The 14,569-nt window shown below is 63.9% G+C and carries 18 protein-coding genes; 13 read left to right on the top strand and 5 right to left on the bottom strand.

Features of this window, described 5'->3' with window-relative positions:
• Positions 1 to 50 precede the first annotated feature (50 nt).
• The 6 genes from rpsP to N2603_RS01750 all read left to right on the top strand — a co-directional run bounded on the left by rpsP (position 51) and on the right by N2603_RS01750 (position 4,438).
• A complete protein-coding gene (rpsP, locus tag N2603_RS01775) occupies positions 51 to 383 on the top strand; it encodes a 30S ribosomal protein S16 (protein WP_018643926.1) in 333 nt (110 codons plus the stop codon).
• A gap of 9 nt (positions 384 to 392) precedes the next feature.
• Positions 393 to 953 (top strand): ribosome maturation factor RimM, encoded by a 561-nt coding sequence (gene rimM / locus N2603_RS01770; protein ID WP_260387466.1) that lies wholly within the window; start codon positions 393 to 395, stop codon positions 951 to 953.
• 106 nt (positions 954 to 1,059) lie between these two features.
• Entirely contained in the window at positions 1,060 to 1,815 is a 756-nt protein-coding gene (trmD, locus tag N2603_RS01765) for a tRNA (guanosine(37)-N1)-methyltransferase TrmD (protein WP_260387465.1), read from the top strand.
• Between the two features lie 108 nt (positions 1,816 to 1,923).
• Complete coding sequence (rplS, locus tag N2603_RS01760; RefSeq protein WP_018643929.1) at positions 1,924 to 2,304, top strand: 50S ribosomal protein L19; 381 nt, start codon at positions 1,924 to 1,926, stop codon at positions 2,302 to 2,304.
• Positions 2,305 to 2,728: 424 nt separating this feature from the next.
• Positions 2,729 to 4,135, top strand: coding sequence for a 3-isopropylmalate dehydratase large subunit (leuC, locus tag N2603_RS01755; protein WP_260387464.1), 1,407 nt, complete (start codon positions 2,729 to 2,731; stop codon positions 4,133 to 4,135).
• Between the two features lie 93 nt (positions 4,136 to 4,228).
• Complete coding sequence (locus N2603_RS01750; protein ID WP_260387463.1) at positions 4,229 to 4,438, top strand: hypothetical protein; 210 nt, start codon at positions 4,229 to 4,231, stop codon at positions 4,436 to 4,438.
• Positions 4,439 to 4,491: 53 nt separating this feature from the next.
• Here N2603_RS01750 and N2603_RS01745 read toward each other — a convergent pair whose 3' ends face one another.
• Complete coding sequence (locus N2603_RS01745; protein ID WP_260387462.1) at positions 4,492 to 5,028, bottom strand: hypothetical protein; 537 nt, start codon at positions 5,026 to 5,028, stop codon at positions 4,492 to 4,494.
• Positions 5,029 to 5,273: 245 nt separating this feature from the next.
• On the opposite strand from N2603_RS01745, the gene N2603_RS01740 reads away from it, so the two are divergent.
• Positions 5,274 to 5,570, top strand: coding sequence for a DUF1330 domain-containing protein (locus N2603_RS01740; protein ID WP_260387461.1), 297 nt, complete (start codon positions 5,274 to 5,276; stop codon positions 5,568 to 5,570).
• A gap of 311 nt (positions 5,571 to 5,881) precedes the next feature.
• Here N2603_RS01740 and N2603_RS01730 read toward each other — a convergent pair whose 3' ends face one another.
• Positions 5,882 to 6,175: a hypothetical protein gene (locus tag N2603_RS01730; protein ID WP_260424431.1), complete on the bottom strand. Its 294-nt coding sequence runs from the start codon at positions 6,173 to 6,175 to the stop codon at positions 5,882 to 5,884.
• A gap of 172 nt (positions 6,176 to 6,347) precedes the next feature.
• Between N2603_RS01730 and N2603_RS01725 the strand changes: the two genes are divergently transcribed.
• The 4 genes from N2603_RS01725 (at position 6,348) to N2603_RS01710 (ending at position 9,119) form a co-directional block, all read left to right on the top strand.
• A complete protein-coding gene (locus N2603_RS01725) occupies positions 6,348 to 6,746 on the top strand; it encodes a metallopeptidase family protein (protein WP_260387459.1) in 399 nt (132 codons plus the stop codon).
• A 255-nt stretch (positions 6,747 to 7,001) separates the two neighbouring features.
• Entirely contained in the window at positions 7,002 to 7,607 is a 606-nt protein-coding gene (leuD, locus tag N2603_RS01720) for a 3-isopropylmalate dehydratase small subunit (protein ID WP_011083326.1), read from the top strand.
• 80 nt (positions 7,608 to 7,687) lie between these two features.
• The gene (locus N2603_RS01715; protein ID WP_260387458.1) at positions 7,688 to 8,473 is read left to right on the top strand and encodes a glycosyltransferase family 32 protein; all 786 of its coding nucleotides are present in this window, start codon (positions 7,688 to 7,690) and stop codon (positions 8,471 to 8,473) included.
• A 226-nt stretch (positions 8,474 to 8,699) separates the two neighbouring features.
• Positions 8,700 to 9,119, top strand: coding sequence for a hypothetical protein (locus tag N2603_RS01710; protein WP_260387457.1), 420 nt, complete (start codon positions 8,700 to 8,702; stop codon positions 9,117 to 9,119).
• A gap of 9 nt (positions 9,120 to 9,128) precedes the next feature.
• On the opposite strand, the gene N2603_RS01705 is transcribed toward N2603_RS01710, so the two are convergent.
• Together N2603_RS01705 and N2603_RS01700 are read right to left on the bottom strand one after the other, a co-directional pair.
• Positions 9,129 to 9,740, bottom strand: a complete 612-nt coding sequence (locus N2603_RS01705) for an N-acyl homoserine lactonase family protein (RefSeq protein WP_260387456.1) — start codon at positions 9,738 to 9,740, stop codon at positions 9,129 to 9,131.
• Between the two features lie 296 nt (positions 9,741 to 10,036).
• Positions 10,037 to 11,707: a caspase family protein gene (locus N2603_RS01700; protein ID WP_260387455.1), complete on the bottom strand. Its 1,671-nt coding sequence runs from the start codon at positions 11,705 to 11,707 to the stop codon at positions 10,037 to 10,039.
• A 338-nt stretch (positions 11,708 to 12,045) separates the two neighbouring features.
• Here N2603_RS01700 and N2603_RS01695 point away from each other — a divergent pair, with 338 nt between their 5' ends.
• Positions 12,046 to 12,846 (top strand): Crp/Fnr family transcriptional regulator, encoded by an 801-nt coding sequence (locus N2603_RS01695; protein ID WP_260424430.1) that lies wholly within the window; start codon positions 12,046 to 12,048, stop codon positions 12,844 to 12,846.
• 4 nt (positions 12,847 to 12,850) lie between these two features.
• Here the strand turns inward: N2603_RS01695 and N2603_RS01690 are convergent, their stop codons facing one another.
• The gene (locus tag N2603_RS01690) at positions 12,851 to 13,732 is read right to left on the bottom strand and encodes an HpcH/HpaI aldolase/citrate lyase family protein (protein WP_260387454.1); all 882 of its coding nucleotides are present in this window, start codon (positions 13,730 to 13,732) and stop codon (positions 12,851 to 12,853) included.
• Positions 13,733 to 13,843: 111 nt separating this feature from the next.
• On the opposite strand from N2603_RS01690, the gene N2603_RS01685 reads away from it, so the two are divergent.
• Entirely contained in the window at positions 13,844 to 14,488 is a 645-nt protein-coding gene (locus N2603_RS01685; protein WP_260387453.1) for a carbonic anhydrase, read from the top strand.
• The last annotated feature ends 81 nt before the right edge of the window (positions 14,489 to 14,569 follow it).

Raw genomic sequence — 14,569 nt, 5'->3', positions numbered from 1 at the left:
GACGCGGAATACCAATCAACCGAACAAAACGTACTTTGAAGGAGAACTAGATGTCCGTCGTTATCCGCCTCGCCCGCGCAGGCACCAAGAAGCGTCCCGTCTATCACGTCGTCGTCGCCGACTCGCGCTTTCCCCGCGATGGCCGCTTCATCGAGCGTCTCGGCTATTTCAACCCGCTGCTGCCGAAGGACAACGAGACCCGCCTGAAGCTCGACATGGACAAGGTGAAGTCCTGGCTCGCCAAGGGCGCGCAGCCGTCGGACCGCGTGATGCGTTTCCTCGATGCCGCCGGCGTCAAGAAGCGCGAAGCGCGCAACAACCCCGAGAAGGCCGTGCCGCGCAAGGAGCGCAAGGCGCAGGCCGAAGCCGCCGCGAAGGGCTAAGGCTAAAGCATGTCGGCGCTGGTCTGCGTCGCGCGGATCGGCGCCGCGCATGGTGTGCGCGGTGCGGTCAAGCTATGGACCTTCACCGAAGATCCGTTTGCCGTGCGCCGCTACGGTCCGCTTCTCGCCAAGGACGGCAAGCGCCAGTTCGAGGTCGCGACGGCGCGCGAGGCGAAAGATCATCTGGTCGCGACGTTCAAGGGCGTCACGACCCGCGATGAGGCCGAGCGCCTCAACGGCATCGAGCTCTACGTCCCGCGCGAAAAACTGCCCGCGACGGACGAGGACGAATATTACCACACCGATTTGATCGGGCTCGACGCCGTCACCACCGACGGCGATGCGCTCGGCCGTGTACTCGCGATCCATAATTTCGGCGCCGGCGACATCATCGAGATCGCGCCCCTCAAGGGCGCGACGATGTTGCTGCCGTTCTCGAATGCAGTGGTGCCGGAGGTCGACCTCAAGGGCGGCCGTGTCGTGATCGTGCTGCCGCAGGAGATCGAGGGCGATCGGGACGAGGACGAGTCCTCGTCCGCGAGTCGTCCCGGCGAAAGCCGGGACCCATAACCACGACACTTGGTTTTTGGCTAAGCTGGCAGCTCCAGCCATCGCAAAACGAACTGCGGTGGCTATGGGTCCCGGCCTTCGCCGGGACGACAACAACTGAGATTGAATGACCAACCCCTCCCCCTGGCGCGCGACGGTGCTGACGCTGTTTCCGGAGATGTTTCCGGGGCCACTCGGCGTGAGCCTGGCCGGCCGGGCGCTGGCTTCCGGGCTGTGGGAAATCGAGGCGCGGGACATCCGGGCCTCCGCCACCGACCGCCATCGCAGCGTTGACGACACCCCAGCGGGCGGTGGCCCGGGCATGGTGCTGCGGGCGGATGTTCTGGCCGCGGCCATCGACGCCGCCGAGGTCAACCCGGAGCGTCCCCGGCTGCTGATGAGCCCCCGCGGTCGGCCATTGACCCAGGCCCGCGTCACCGAGCTCGCCCAGGGCCCCGGCCCGCTGATCGTCTGCGGGCGGTTCGAGGGGATCGACCAGCGGGTGATCGACGCGCGGGGCCTGGAGGAGGTCTCGATCGGCGATTACGTGCTCTCCGGGGGAGAAATCGCAGCTTTAGCCCTGATCGACGCCTGCGTCCGGCTGCTGCCGGGGGTGATGGGCAAGGAGGCCTCTGGAACCGAGGAAAGTTTTTCGGACGGCCTGCTCGAATACCCCCAATACACCCGCCCGCAGCTGTTCGAGGGGGTCCCGATCCCGGAAATCCTGACCTCGGGCGACCACGCCAAGGTTGCTGGCTGGCGGCGGGCGCAATCCGAGGCCCTGACAGAGGCCCGGCGGCCGGATTTATGGGCCCAAATCCCACCCAAGCGCCCGAATCGGCCCCGTCGCCAAAAAACGCCAAAAAACAAGACAGACGGGTGACAAACGCTCCAGCTTGCCTTATAGGAGCGGCCAAATCCGCAATAGCTGGATCAACGAATTTCGCGCAGCCCCCGATCTGCGGCTGGGCGCGCCGATGGAGATTACCCCATGAACCTGATCCAACAGCTTGAAAAAGAGCAGTTCGAGAAGCTCTCCGCCACCAAGGAGATCCCGGAATTCGCGCCCGGCGACACCGTGATCGTCAACGTGAAGGTCGTCGAAGGCGACCGCACCCGCGTGCAGGCCTATGAAGGCGTCTGCATCGGCCGTTCCGGCGGCGGTCTCAACGAGAGCTTCACCGTCCGCAAGATTTCCTATGGCGAGGGCGTCGAGCGCGTGTTCCCGCTGCTCTCCCCGATGATCGACTCGATCAAGGTGGTGCGCCGCGGCAAGGTGCGTCGCGCCAAGCTCTATTACCTCCGCAACCTTCGCGGCAAGTCGGCCCGCATCGTCGAGAAGCAGGACCGTCAGGCTGCCGTCGGCGAGTAAGCTTCGCCATCAGGCAAGTCTTTCGAAAGCGCGGGGCTCGGCTCCGCGCTTTTTTGTTTGGCCGGACGCCCTCCCCGACCTCGTCATTGCGAGCGCAGCGAAGCAATCCAGACTGTCTCTGCGGAGAGATTCTGGATTGCTTCGTCGCAAGGGCTCCTCGCAATGACGATGCCGCTAGGCTCTCGCGCTTTTACCGCTGCATGCTATATAGCTTCTAGAATGTTTCCAGATCTGACCAGCTTCGCACCCGTCCGGCGCATCGTCATCGACGATCGCTCGCGGCTGCCTGGACGGTTCTTCGGACGTTTCGCGACCTCGGCAACGTCAGAGCTTACGCGCGCAGCCTAAAAGCTGCGCTGACGATTTCGTTGCCCGCGCGCGAGGCGCGCTATCCGCTGACACAACATTCCCGGAGCTCAAGCTCATGTCCAAGCCGACCACCCTGTACGACAAGATCTGGAACGACCATCTGGTGCACGAAGCCGACGACGGCACCTGCCTGCTCTATATCGACCGCCATCTGGTGCACGAGGTGACCTCGCCGCAGGCGTTCGAAGGCCTGCGCGCGACCGGCCGCAAGGTGCATGCGCCCGAGAAGACGCTCGCGGTCGTCGACCACAACGTACCGACCACCGACCGCTCCAAGCCGAACCCCGACCCCGAGAGCATCGAGCAGATCAAGGCGCTGGCCGAGAACGCCAAGGAATTCGGCATCGAATATTACAACGAGTTCGACAAGCGTCAGGGCATCGTTCACGTCATCGGCCCCGAGCAGGGCTTTACCCTGCCCGGCACCACCATCGTCTGCGGTGACAGCCACACCTCGACGCATGGCGCGTTCGGCGCGCTCGCGCACGGCATCGGCACCTCCGAGGTCGAGCACGTGCTGGCGACGCAGACGCTGATCCAGAAGAAGGCCAAGAACATGCGCGTCACCGTCGACGGCCAATTGCCCGACGGCGTGACCGGCAAGGACATCATCCTGGCCATCATCGGCGAGATCGGCACCGCCGGCGGCACCGGCTACGTGCTGGAATATGCAGGCGATGCGATCCGTTCGCTCTCGATGGAAGGCCGCATGACGGTCTGCAACATGTCGATCGAAGGCGGCGCGCGCGCCGGCCTGGTTGCGCCCGACCAGAAGGCCTACGACTTCCTGCGCGACCGTCCGAAGTCGCCGAAGGGCGCGGCCTGGGACGCGGCGATGCGCTACTGGGAGAAGCTGCGCTCCGACGAAGGCGCGCATTTCGACCACGAGCTGCGCCTCGATGCTGCAAAACTGCCGCCAATCGTGACCTGGGGCACGAGCCCAGAGGACGTCATCTCGGTCACCGGCATCGTGCCCGATCCGGACAAGATCGCGGACGAGGCCAAGCGTCTCTCCAAGCACCGCGCCTTGAAGTACATGGGCCTGACCGCGGGGACGAAGATCACCGACATCAAGCTCGACCGCGTCTTCATCGGCTCCTGCACCAACGGCCGCATCGAGGATTTGCGTGCCGCTGCGAAGATCGCGGAAGGCAAGCAGGTCGCAGGCAGCGTCAACGCCATGGTCGTGCCGGGCTCCGGCATCGTGAAGGAGCAGGCCGAGGCTGAGGGTCTCGACAAGATCTTCATCAAGGCCGGCTTCGAATGGCGCGAGCCAGGCTGCTCGATGTGCCTTGCCATGAACCCGGACAAGCTGAAGCCGGAAGAGCGCTGCGCCTCGACCTCGAATCGCAACTTCGAGGGCCGCCAGGGCTTCAAGGGCCGCACGCACCTGGTGTCGCCTGCGATGGCGGCGGCCGCGGCGATCGCGGGTCACTTCGTCGACGTCAGGGACTGGCGGTAAGCCAGTTCCTGCAATTGTAGCGATCGCGGCAAAGCGCCGTTAATCGCCCGCAACGACACTGCGTCCTCGCGACGGTTCGCGAGGACGCAAACGATGGTCAACAAGCCCGAATATGTCGATCTGATCAGCGAGGCGACACGCCAGCACCGGCGGCGCGCCACGCCGCTTCGCGTCGTCGCCAAGCCGGAGGTCGAGGAGACCTCCAAGCTCAGCCGCTGGCCGCCGGCGATGTTCAGGCAATGGAAGGTCGAGAACCTGATGCGCTGGAAGGCTTCGTCGTGGAAGCTGAAGGATTGGCTGTGATGACCGGATGAACAAAGGGCGCCTTTGAGGCGCCCTTTTCATTTCGATCGTGCTTACCAATAGCGGTACGGATAGTGCCAGCGATGCCAGCGGCAGATGCGGCGCGGGCCGTAATAGGTCCAGATGATCCGGCAGCGGCGCGGATAGTGGTAGTAGGGATAGTAGCCGCCGTAATAATAGCGCCGGTGGAAGTGGCGATAGCCGTAATGGGGACGATAGCCCCAGTGGCGGTGATAGCCGCCATAATGACGGAATCCGCCGTAGCGAATGCCGCCGCCGTGAAAGGCCGGCGCGGCGCGGAAGCCGCCGCCATGAAAGCCGCCGCCGCGGAAGCCGCCGAAATGTCCGCCGCCACCGCGGAAGCCACCGCCGCCGTGAAAATGTCCGCCACCACCATGTCCGCCGCCGCCATGCCGGACCTGCGTGACGAGGTCGTCGGCCGCAGCTTTGGTCGCAGGTGACGTTGCCGGATTGATCAAGGTGAGCGCTTCAGCGCGATGCGTGCTCCCCGCCGTCAGCATCAACGTCGTAGCGGCCGCAATCCCGAGCAAGCGCATCGGGCCTGCCCTGAGACCCAAACTCCGCAGCATGGACTCCTCCCTGTATGTGGACAGCGGCGTTGTGGCGCAGCGTCTCGCGCCGCCGCTGTTCATTTGCAGTCGCTCCCGAGATTAAGTTACGGACAGCGACGTGAATGCCTCATGAATGCATGAGGTGCATGACGCCGTAGCCCGGATGAAGCGCAGCGCAATCCGAGAACGGTGTCACACGCCGCACGAATCCCGGATTTCGCTACGCTCCATCCGGGCTACAGGATTGCGAAGGAATATTCGAAATGACCGTCTACGCGATTGCGCAATTGAAGATGACCGACCGCGCGGCCTATGACCGCTATCAGGCGCGGTTCTTCGACGTGTTCAAAAAGTACAACGGGCGGCTGCTCGCCGCCGATGAACATCCGCGCGTGCTCGAAGGCGCATGGCCGCACGACAAGCTCGTCATGATGTCGTTTCCGGACGAGGCCGCATTCCTCGCCTTCTCGAACTCGCCCGAGTACGAAGACATCGCGCGCGATCGCAAGGCGGGCGCGCAGGCGACAGTGCTGCTGGTCAAGGGATCTACGCCCGGCTAGCGGATCACCAGAACGGTCCGTAGCCGAGCACGAAAGGTGCGGGCACGCCGTAGGGATAGGGTCGGTAATAGACGGGCCGCGCGTAATAGCGCGGATCACGGCGCACGGCAGGCCGCACGATGTCAGGGGTTCGCGCGTGTCGCCGCGCATCGAAAACCGCGATTCCCGCGGAGGCCTCAGGTATCGCCACCCTGTGTGCAGCGGAAGCGCGAGGCGGGTTCGCGGCAAGCACGACGGCAACAGCGGCTAGTGCAATCCATCTCGCCATGACGATCCTCACGAGGCCACCGCGATGCTCGCCGACGCGGGCGTCAACCCCGGCGCCAGAAGCAGTGCATGCGCGGCACGATCACCGTGCCGCTCGGCCTGTATTCCTGCACATAGGTGGCGTTGCACTCGCGGACCGCGTCGGGGCCCGGATTGTAGCGCGGATAGACGCCATCAGGGGTGTAATAGGGCGTCACCCGCAGGCGCGCCGGAGGCCGCCTGCGCGGCGGGGGGACGTCGTCGGGCGAGACCGCCTGGGCCAGCCGGATTTCGGGGGCAGCCATCTGCGCCTGGGCATTGGCCTCAGCGCCGACAAAAAAAGTCGAAAACAACCCCATGCACAGTAGAACCGGTACTGCTGTTCCCGCCCGCATCACATCACCACTGACCTCTGCCAACCCCTTGATGCGCCGTACGCTCCCCGTTTTCGCGCGGGACGTCAACGCTCCTTCTTGGCCCAATCTTATAAAGCCGGATGCATTGCCACGGAACCCGCGTTAAGAGAGTCGCATGTGGACGGAATTGAAAGCGCCCTCGCTGGCCGAGATGGAAGCGACGGCCCATGACATCTTCGAGCGCCTGCCGGCGGAGTTTCGAAAGCTCTGCGAGGGCGTGATCCTCCGTGTCGACGACTTCCCGACCGAGGAGGTCCTGGACGAGATGGACTGCGAGAGCGAGTTCGACCTGCTCGGCCTATTCCAGGGCGTCGGCCTGCCCCAGCAGAGCCTTGGCGACGTGGCGCGGCTGCCCAACATGGTCTGGCTCTACCGCCGGCCGATCCTGGACTACTGGGCCGAGCACGACGAAAGCCTCGGCCACATCGTCCGCCACGTCCTGATCCACGAGATCGGCCACCATTTCGGCCTCTCGGACGACGATATGGCCGCGATTGAGGCTAAGGCAGAGTAGGGCGCGACACGCGGAAGGTACGCTCCCTCCCCCGCTTGCGGGGGAGGGTTGGGGAGAGGGTGTCCCCGCAACGGGACAATCCCCTAGAGGAGAGAACCCTCACCCCAACCCTCTCCCGCAAGCGGGAGAGGGGGCGCACCTCGGCCGAGGCTTGATCCAGCCAAGCAGACGAGACCTGCCGAATTCGGCCTAGGATTCCTGCCCCGATCGCGATAAATAGCCGGTTCCCCCAGACCTACCCGGGAAAGCGCAACCATGGACAAGTTCACCACGCTGGAAGGCGTCGCGGCGCCGCTGAAGATCATCAATGTCGACACCGACATGATCATTCCGAAGCAGTACCTCAAGACCATCAAGCGCACCGGCCTTGGCAAGGGGCTCTTCTCGGAGCAGCGCTACAAGGACGACGGCAGCGAGAACCCGGATTTCGTCCTCAACCAGCCTGCCTATCGCAATACGAAGGTGCTGGTCGCCGGCGACAATTTCGGCTGCGGCTCGAGCCGCGAGCACGCGCCCTGGGCGCTGCTCGACTTCGGCATCCGCTGCGTGATCTCGACCTCGTTCGGCGACATCTTCTACAACAACTGCTTCAAGAACGGCATTCTGCCGATCCGCGTTTCGCAGGAAGACCTCGACAAGCTGTTCGACGACGCCGAGCGCGGCGCCAACGCGACGCTGACGATCGACCTGCCGAACCAGGAAATCCGCGGTCCCGACGGCGGCAAGGTCAAGTTCGAGATCGACCCGTTCCGCAAGCACTGCCTGATCAACGGCCTCGACGACATCGGCCTCACCATGGAGAAGAAGGCCTCGATCGACACCTATGAGGACAAGCTCAAGCGCGAACGCGCCTGGGCCTGATCTTTAGTCTCGTTTGAAGCCCCGGTGCTGTCAGCGCCGGGGCTTTTTCTTTGCCCGCATTATCTCCTAAGCTTGTGTGCATGCTCCCCGAGATCGTCACCTTCTGGCATGGGCCAATGGACGCGCTGCGTCAGACCTGTCTGCGCTCGCAGCTCGCGGCCGGCCACAAGGTCACGGTCTACAGCTTCGACCCCATTCCCGGCCTGCCGGCGGGCGTCGAGAATGCCGAGGCCGAGGCGATCCTGCCGCATGCGTTCTCGGAACGGCTGCGGCCGCCGCAGCCGGACGGAAGCTGGCGCGACTGGACCACGCTGCAGTTCAGCGACTTCTTCCGCATGAAGCTGATGGCGAAGGGCCTCGGCCTCTGGCTCGACGCCGACGTGCTGCTCTTGAAGCCCGTCGAGATCGATCCGGCAAAACCCTACTTCGCCTGGGAGCGACCGCGCCAGCTCGGCAATTCCGTGATCTACCTGCCGGCCGAGCACGGCATCGTCGCCGCCTTTGAAGAGCTGATGGAGCAGGAGGAGCTGACGCCGAACTGGCTGTCGGCGCGCCACCGCATCACCTTCATGATGCGCCGCCTGCGCGGCGGCTCGAACCGTCTCTCCGATATACGTGTCGCGATCTACGGGCCTGCGGCACTCACCGCGCTCGCGCGCCGCACCGGCGAGTTGCAGAACGCGCTGCCGAAGCAGTCGTTCTACGCCGTGCATGCCGAGCCGAAATTATTCTTCGATCCCTCGAGCTATCTCGGCCTCGTCACCAACCCCGAGATCATCGGCCTGCACATCTCGCCCAAGGGCCGCGGCGGCGAGAAGCCGATTCCCGGCAGCCTGTATGCCTGGGCGGCGGAGCGGTTCGCGTAGCATTCATCGCGTGTCCCGGACGCGGTGCGGCGCGAAGTGCCGCTCCGCAGAGCCGGGACCCATCTCGCCGCGCTCCTGGGTCCCGGCTCTGCGCAGCAGCGTTGCACGCTGCAGCGCGTCCGGGACACGAGACTGTCGACCGTTTCTCAATTTGATCCAGCGCAACGCGCTCCTGCACCATTGTGCCTAATCTGGCTCCAATTCCACGCCCCCAACGGAGCCTCGCATGAGCACCGCAAGCAGGCCTTATCCCATCGTTCAGGACCTCATCGAGTCCTTCGCGAACTGGCTGAAGCATTGCCGCGAGATGAACGAGATGCGGCAGCTCGATCGCGCCGATTTCAACCGCATCGCGAGCGATCTCAGGATCGCGCCTGATGATCTCGAAGAGCTGGTCCGTCACGGCAAGCATGCCGCCGACGAGCTGCCGAAGATGCTGGAGCAGCTCGGCATCAGTGCCGAAGGGCTTGGCCGCGCACAACCGCTGCTGCTCCGCGACATGGAGCGGGTCTGCTCGCTCTGCAATCACAAGGGAGAGTGCGACCGCGATCTCGCCGAGGGCACCGCCGCGGAGAACTATCACGGCTATTGCGGCAACGCCGCGACGCTGGAGTCGCTCGACCGCGCCGACCTCGCGCCGCGGTGACGCGCGTCTTTACTCGATCCAATCCGGCGCGTGAGGCAGCTCAACGCTCTCTGCGGTATCATGATTGATCCAGATTTCGGCGTTCTCGACGCGAAGCAGCTCGACCACCTTGGCCATGGATGCGACCGTTGCCTGCTGGTCGGCATTGAATGAGGGCACGCGCATGTGCCGGAGGTTCTCCCGATTGTGCGCGACGTCGCCGCTCAGCAGCACGGCGCCGCGCCGCGGCAGCCTCACCATCAGCGAGCAATGCCCGAGCGTATGGCCGGGCGTGAAGATCATGCGCACCGCGCCGTCACCGAAGATGTCGTGGTCACCATCGACGATCTCGTAAGGCCGCTCTTTCAACATCCTGTAGTGCTGAAATGAGTAGCCGAATTCTTCAGGCTCCGGTCCGAACATGGCCTCGAACTCGGCCCGCTGAGCGATCCATCTTGCATTTTCGAACAGATCGACATTCCCGATATGATCGAAATGCGCGTGGGAAAGGAGGATCGTGCTGATATCGCGGGGCCGCACCCCGATTTCATCCAATTGGTCCGCGATGGGACGGCGCACGATGCCGCGTATGCCATGCGCAATGATGCGCCCTTCCGGATGCTTCGCCAGATCATCCTCCATGCCGGTGTCCCAGATCAGCCACGCACCGCGATGACGGATGAGATAGGCATTGCAGCTTAGCGTCATGGGGACGCCGACATTGATGCCGGGAGAATAGATCGAACCGTCTTCGACCTCCGCAATGCCTCCGTCGAGGATGTAGATCCTGTCAATCGTCGTCATTGGGGGACCTCTTCAAGCGGCAGTTCCAATACGCCGCTTCGCTTCGCGCATGTCGCGTCACGGCGTCACGAAAAACAGCCGACATTATTCCCGTGTGAATTGTGTGACGCTTTCGTAGCCGACCAGATGCGCCGCTAAATCACGCCAGTTCGCGCGCAGGCCTCGCGCCGGGCAAATCCCTTCACGAGCTTTTTGCAGGCCCGATAGCGCTCTTCCATGCTCGCTCCGCCGACCCCCCCCGGAACGTGCGACTCTGCGGCATTTTCCTTTTTGACGGCATGAGGCTGCGCGGCCTTTTCGCGCTTGGTTGAAGGCTCGACGTCCTCCGGCACCGGCACAAGCTGCCAGACTGGGCGAAGCTCTATGCTCGCAGTCTCGGATGGCTTCTCCTTCCTGAAGGAAGAGAGGGCCAGAACGTTCTTCTCCATCCTGACCGTAACGGGCGTCCCGGTGATCGAGAATTTGTTGTCCGTAATATACTCTGCGAACGATTGATACCCGGCCTCGTCTTTGACCCAAGATGCCTTTGTCGGCGGCCCCCAGAGATAGTACCCCTTGGCCAATCCCGTGGCGGACACCTCGGTAACGATCAGCATGGCATAGCGGCCCTTGCCATTCGTCCACCCACGCTTGTTGGACCACACACCAACAAATCTGGAATCGGATTTGGGCTGGACGTCCCGACTGGACGAGATCGTGAAGCTCGGCAGCTTGAGCTGCTGAGCCGCCGCGATGGCAGCAACTTTCTGGTTATCCTCGGGCGCAAAAACGTTTCGGACGACGGCTTTCGTATCTGGTCCCTGGCGCCCGCTCGCATCCGACGCCGGAGAGGCGCTGACGGACGGCACGGCCGCCAATTCGCTGGCCTTGAGATCCTTGATCCGCTGGCGAGCCTCTGCAGCATGGCCGCTGCGCGGATATTTGGTCAGAAACTCCTCAAACACGGCTGCCACGGTCGACGTCTGGATCGCCAGCCAAAACTTCTCGTCCTCTGCAGGAGCCGCAGCCGCCGGCGGTGATGCGGCCGGAGCCTGAGCACTCGCGGCGGGCGCTTTCAGGTAAATCTCTTCCTTCGATAAGGAACCGTACACGAAGGGCTGCTGTTCGCGCCTGGTCGCCGCCATCACGTCGTCGCGGACCCGGCGAAACAGAAACGATATCTCGAGGCCCGGTGTTTCGATGTGGCGAAGCAGCGACGCGGTAAAAGGACTGTTCCGGCCATCGCCGTCGCTCGCCGTGGTCCCGTCCCGGGCGGCGTACGCGATCAGAACGTTGTCGGACGGCTCGGTCGGCGCAAGTCCTCGAGCCACGGCCCGGGTGGCGATCGACCGCTTCATCTTTGCGGCGAAGGGATTGTTGCGGCATGCGTCGAGGATGACGAGGCCCAGTTTCCGCGCCTTCGAAACCTGAAGGCTCACCGAACGCAGGCTGATGGCCTCGCTCTCGATATCGGTGTCGCTGCGCAGCTCTGCGCTGATCGGAATCAACCAGTTCTCGCCGCCGACCTCCATGCCGTGCCCGGCGTAAAACACGACGGCGAGATCGGCCCCCTCGGCAGACCGGCCGAACTCGACGACGGCCTTCCTCATCTCTTGCGCGGTCATGTTCCTGACCTGGGTGACCTTGAAATCCAGCCGCTCCAGCGCGCGGCCGATATCGGCCGCATCGCGAGTCGGGTTCGGCAACTCGGGCACCTTCTCGTAGGCGCCATTGCCGATGACAAGAGCAACCCGAGACTGCGCAAGGGCCGGCTGAGTGAACAAAAGCGAGGTGACGAGAAGGACGGCTGCCCCAAAAAACCGCATCAATGAATTGCCCGGATCTAATGATCTAAAACGCTTCGAGGGTAGCACCCCTGTTCACCACCGCAACGGGAAAAGCCTCGACCATCTGCCGGACCGCTGATGGCGGCGTACAGCAGAGCTCCCACCTTGTGCGCATCGCCTGGTGGCAACGGGCGTAAATAGTATGACTGTTTGCACGGCGAGGATGCGGGAATGCTCACCGCAATTATCCGTGCTTGATCTCGACTATTAGCTCTGTTTGGATCGTTACCGTTCCGCAATTCGCATTTCGGATAATCATGGCGAATGAAACAGATGGTTCCCGTCGTTCATTGGGTGCTCGTTCAACAGAGGACACCGTGACCGTCCACCGCAAGGGCATCGGGAATCGGCTGTTGGCGGCGTTGCCGCCGGCGGATCTCGGTTTGCTTACGCCCCACTTCCAGAAGGTCTCGTTCGAACCCGATGCCGTCCTGGTGCGATCGGGCGATGAGCTCGACCCGGTCTATTTTCCCCATAGCGGCGCCATCGCCTTCATGCTCGATATGCCGGACGGGCAAACGGTCGCGACCACCTTGATGGGACGGGAGGGCGCCTTGGCCTCGTTCTCCGTGCTCGGCCCGTCGCCTTCATCCGTGACCGCGATTGCCCGCATGGCCGGCACTGCATCGGTGATCTCCGCCGCCAAATTTCGCGCTGCCCATGCGCAAAGCGCAGCCATCAGGAATGTCGTGCAGGTCCACGCCCGCGCCGTGCTGTTGCAGCTTCAGCACGTTGCCGCCTGCAACGCGCTGCACCGGGTGGATGGCCGCATGGCGCGGTGGCTCCTGCAGCTTCACGACCGCGTTCCCGAGGACCTGCTTCCGGTGACGCAGGAGGCGCTGGCGCAATTGGTCGGGGTGCGGCGGCCGACAGTGACTCTGACGATGAACAAGCTGCGTGAGGCCGGCGCCATCCCGTCCGAGCGGCGCGGGTTTGTCGAGATCCATCGGACGCGGCTCGAGAGGATCGCATGCGATTGCTATGCGCTCATGCAGCGCAAGATCGATCGGATGTATTGCCAGGAATTGGCGGCGCCGCAGCCGACCCATGCGCCGCTTCGGGCAAGCGCCATCGTCGCTTCCGGCGGAGCGGGTACGGATATCGCTTTGCCGAGTTGATACCTCAACCCTTGCTCATCGCCGCGATCGCGTCCGCGATCTCGATCGTGCGCCGCGCCATGTCGGCGTGCAGGCGCTCCACCATGGCGCCGTCGAGACGGATCGCGCCGCGCGAGGCGTTCTCCGGCAATTCGAACGCCGCGATGATTTTTCGCGCGCGCGCGACCTCCTCCTCGGGCGGGGTGAAGATCGCATTGCAGGCTTCGATCTGCGAGGGATGGATCAGCGTCTTGCCGTCGAAGCCGAGGTCGCGGCCCTGCGCGCATTCGGTGGCAAAGCCGTCGGAATTGGCGATGTCGCTGTAGGGGCCGTCGAGGATCTCGAGGCCATGGGCGCGCGTCGCCAGGATGCAGTGGGTGATCATCGGGATCATCGCGGCGCGGCCGGGCAGCATCCGGATGCGCGTCTCGCGCGAGATGTCGTTCGGGCCGAACACGAAACCGGACAGGCGTGTTTTCGGATCGCGCCCGGCGGCGGCCAGCTCCTCGGCATGCAGCACGGCGCGCGCGGTCTCGATCATGGCCCAGACCTTGACGGTGGGCGCAGCGCCAAGCTCGGCGAGGCGGCGGCCGATGGCGTCGAGATCTTCGATGCTTGAAACTTTTGGAACCAGGATGCCATCGGGCGAGGCCTTGGCGGCCATCGCGACGTCATCGGCCCACCAGGGTGTGTCGAGACCGTTGGTGCGGATCAGGACCTCGCGCTTGCCAAAGCCCTTGGCCGCGATCGCGGCGGCGATGCCGTCGCGGGCCACCGCCTTGGCCTCGAGGGCGACGGAGTCTTCCAGATCGAGGATCAGGCCGTCGGCGGAGAGATTTTTGGCCTTTTCCAGTGCGCGGGGGTTGGAGCCGGGCATGAACAGATGACTGCGGCGCGGGCGGGTCATGCGATCGTTCCTTCCAGTTTCCTCGTCTGTCTTCTGACCTGAGCCGATAGCACTTGGCTTGCCTATTCGAAAGGCTTGTTCGTTCCCGGGCTCTATGGTTAGGCATAGGCCATGATCACATTCCCTGAGCATTTGCTGGAAGGCTACAAGGCCTTCGCCACCCAGCGGCTGCCGACCGAGCAGACCCGCTACCGCGAATTGTCGGTGAAGGGGCAGTCGCCGGAAGTGATGGTGATCGGCTGCTGCGACAGCCGCGTCTCGCCCGAGGTGATCTTCGACGTCGGGCCGGGCGAATTGTTCGTCGTCCGCAACATCGCCAACCTCGTGCCGGTGTATCAGCCCGACGGCAACGCGCATGGCGTCTCGGCGGCACTGGAATATGCGGTGACGGTGCTGAAGGTGAAGCACATCGTGGTGCTCGGCCATGCGCAATGCGGCGGCATCCGCGCCTTCGTCGACAAGATCGAGCCGCTGACGCCCGGCGACTTCATCGGCAAATGGATGCAGATGTTCATCAAGCCCGGCGAGGTGGTCGAGCAGCGCGACCACGAATCGATGGCGCAGTTCGTCGAGCGCATCGAGAAGGCCGCGGTGTTCCGCAGCCTGGAAAACCTGATGACGTTCCCGTTCGTGCGCAAGGCCGTGGATGCCGGCCAGATGCAGACCCACGGCGCCTATTTCGGCGTCGCGGAGGGATCGCTGTTCGTGCTGGACAAGGTCGCGAAGGAATTTCGGAACGCGCGCGGCGGGGCTTAGGCCGCCGCTCTGGTAGGGTGGGCAAAGGCGCGAAGCGCCGCGCCCACCATCTCTCTCGATCAAAATGCAGGTGGTGGGCAC

Source organism: Bradyrhizobium huanghuaihaiense (assembly GCF_025200885.1).
Taxonomy (GTDB): domain Bacteria; phylum Pseudomonadota; class Alphaproteobacteria; order Rhizobiales; family Xanthobacteraceae; genus Bradyrhizobium; species Bradyrhizobium huanghuaihaiense.
Note: the sequence above shows the minus strand (reverse complement) of the source record. Positions and strands in the feature narration are given on the sequence as shown.

What these genes read in the sequence shown, in the direction of transcription:
- N2603_RS01730 (WP_260424431.1), bottom strand. Translation starts at nt 6,175, where the DNA reads ATGGGGTTGTTTTCGACTTTTTTTGTCGGCGCTGAGGCCAATGCCCAG.
- leuC (WP_260387464.1), top strand. Translation starts at nt 2,729, where the DNA reads ATGTCCAAGCCGACCACCCTGTACGACAAGATCTGGAACGACCATCTG.
- N2603_RS01685 (WP_260387453.1), top strand. Translation starts at nt 13,844, where the DNA reads ATGATCACATTCCCTGAGCATTTGCTGGAAGGCTACAAGGCCTTCGCC.
- N2603_RS01700 (WP_260387455.1), bottom strand. Translation starts at nt 11,707, where the DNA reads ATGCGGTTTTTTGGGGCAGCCGTCCTTCTCGTCACCTCGCTTTTGTTC.
- N2603_RS01740 (WP_260387461.1), top strand. Translation starts at nt 5,274, where the DNA reads ATGACCGTCTACGCGATTGCGCAATTGAAGATGACCGACCGCGCGGCC.
- N2603_RS01725 (WP_260387459.1), top strand. Translation starts at nt 6,348, where the DNA reads ATGTGGACGGAATTGAAAGCGCCCTCGCTGGCCGAGATGGAAGCGACG.
- trmD (WP_260387465.1), top strand. Translation starts at nt 1,060, where the DNA reads ATGACCAACCCCTCCCCCTGGCGCGCGACGGTGCTGACGCTGTTTCCG.
- N2603_RS01745 (WP_260387462.1), bottom strand. Translation starts at nt 5,028, where the DNA reads ATGCTGCGGAGTTTGGGTCTCAGGGCAGGCCCGATGCGCTTGCTCGGG.
- rplS (WP_018643929.1), top strand. Translation starts at nt 1,924, where the DNA reads ATGAACCTGATCCAACAGCTTGAAAAAGAGCAGTTCGAGAAGCTCTCC.
- N2603_RS01705 (WP_260387456.1), bottom strand. Translation starts at nt 9,740, where the DNA reads ATGGAGGATGATCTGGCGAAGCATCCGGAAGGGCGCATCATTGCGCAT.
- N2603_RS01710 (WP_260387457.1), top strand. Translation starts at nt 8,700, where the DNA reads ATGAGCACCGCAAGCAGGCCTTATCCCATCGTTCAGGACCTCATCGAG.
- N2603_RS01750 (WP_260387463.1), top strand. Translation starts at nt 4,229, where the DNA reads ATGGTCAACAAGCCCGAATATGTCGATCTGATCAGCGAGGCGACACGC.
- leuD (WP_011083326.1), top strand. Translation starts at nt 7,002, where the DNA reads ATGGACAAGTTCACCACGCTGGAAGGCGTCGCGGCGCCGCTGAAGATC.
- rpsP (WP_018643926.1), top strand. Translation starts at nt 51, where the DNA reads ATGTCCGTCGTTATCCGCCTCGCCCGCGCAGGCACCAAGAAGCGTCCC.
- rimM (WP_260387466.1), top strand. Translation starts at nt 393, where the DNA reads ATGTCGGCGCTGGTCTGCGTCGCGCGGATCGGCGCCGCGCATGGTGTG.
- N2603_RS01690 (WP_260387454.1), bottom strand. Translation starts at nt 13,732, where the DNA reads ATGACCCGCCCGCGCCGCAGTCATCTGTTCATGCCCGGCTCCAACCCC.
- N2603_RS01715 (WP_260387458.1), top strand. Translation starts at nt 7,688, where the DNA reads ATGCTCCCCGAGATCGTCACCTTCTGGCATGGGCCAATGGACGCGCTG.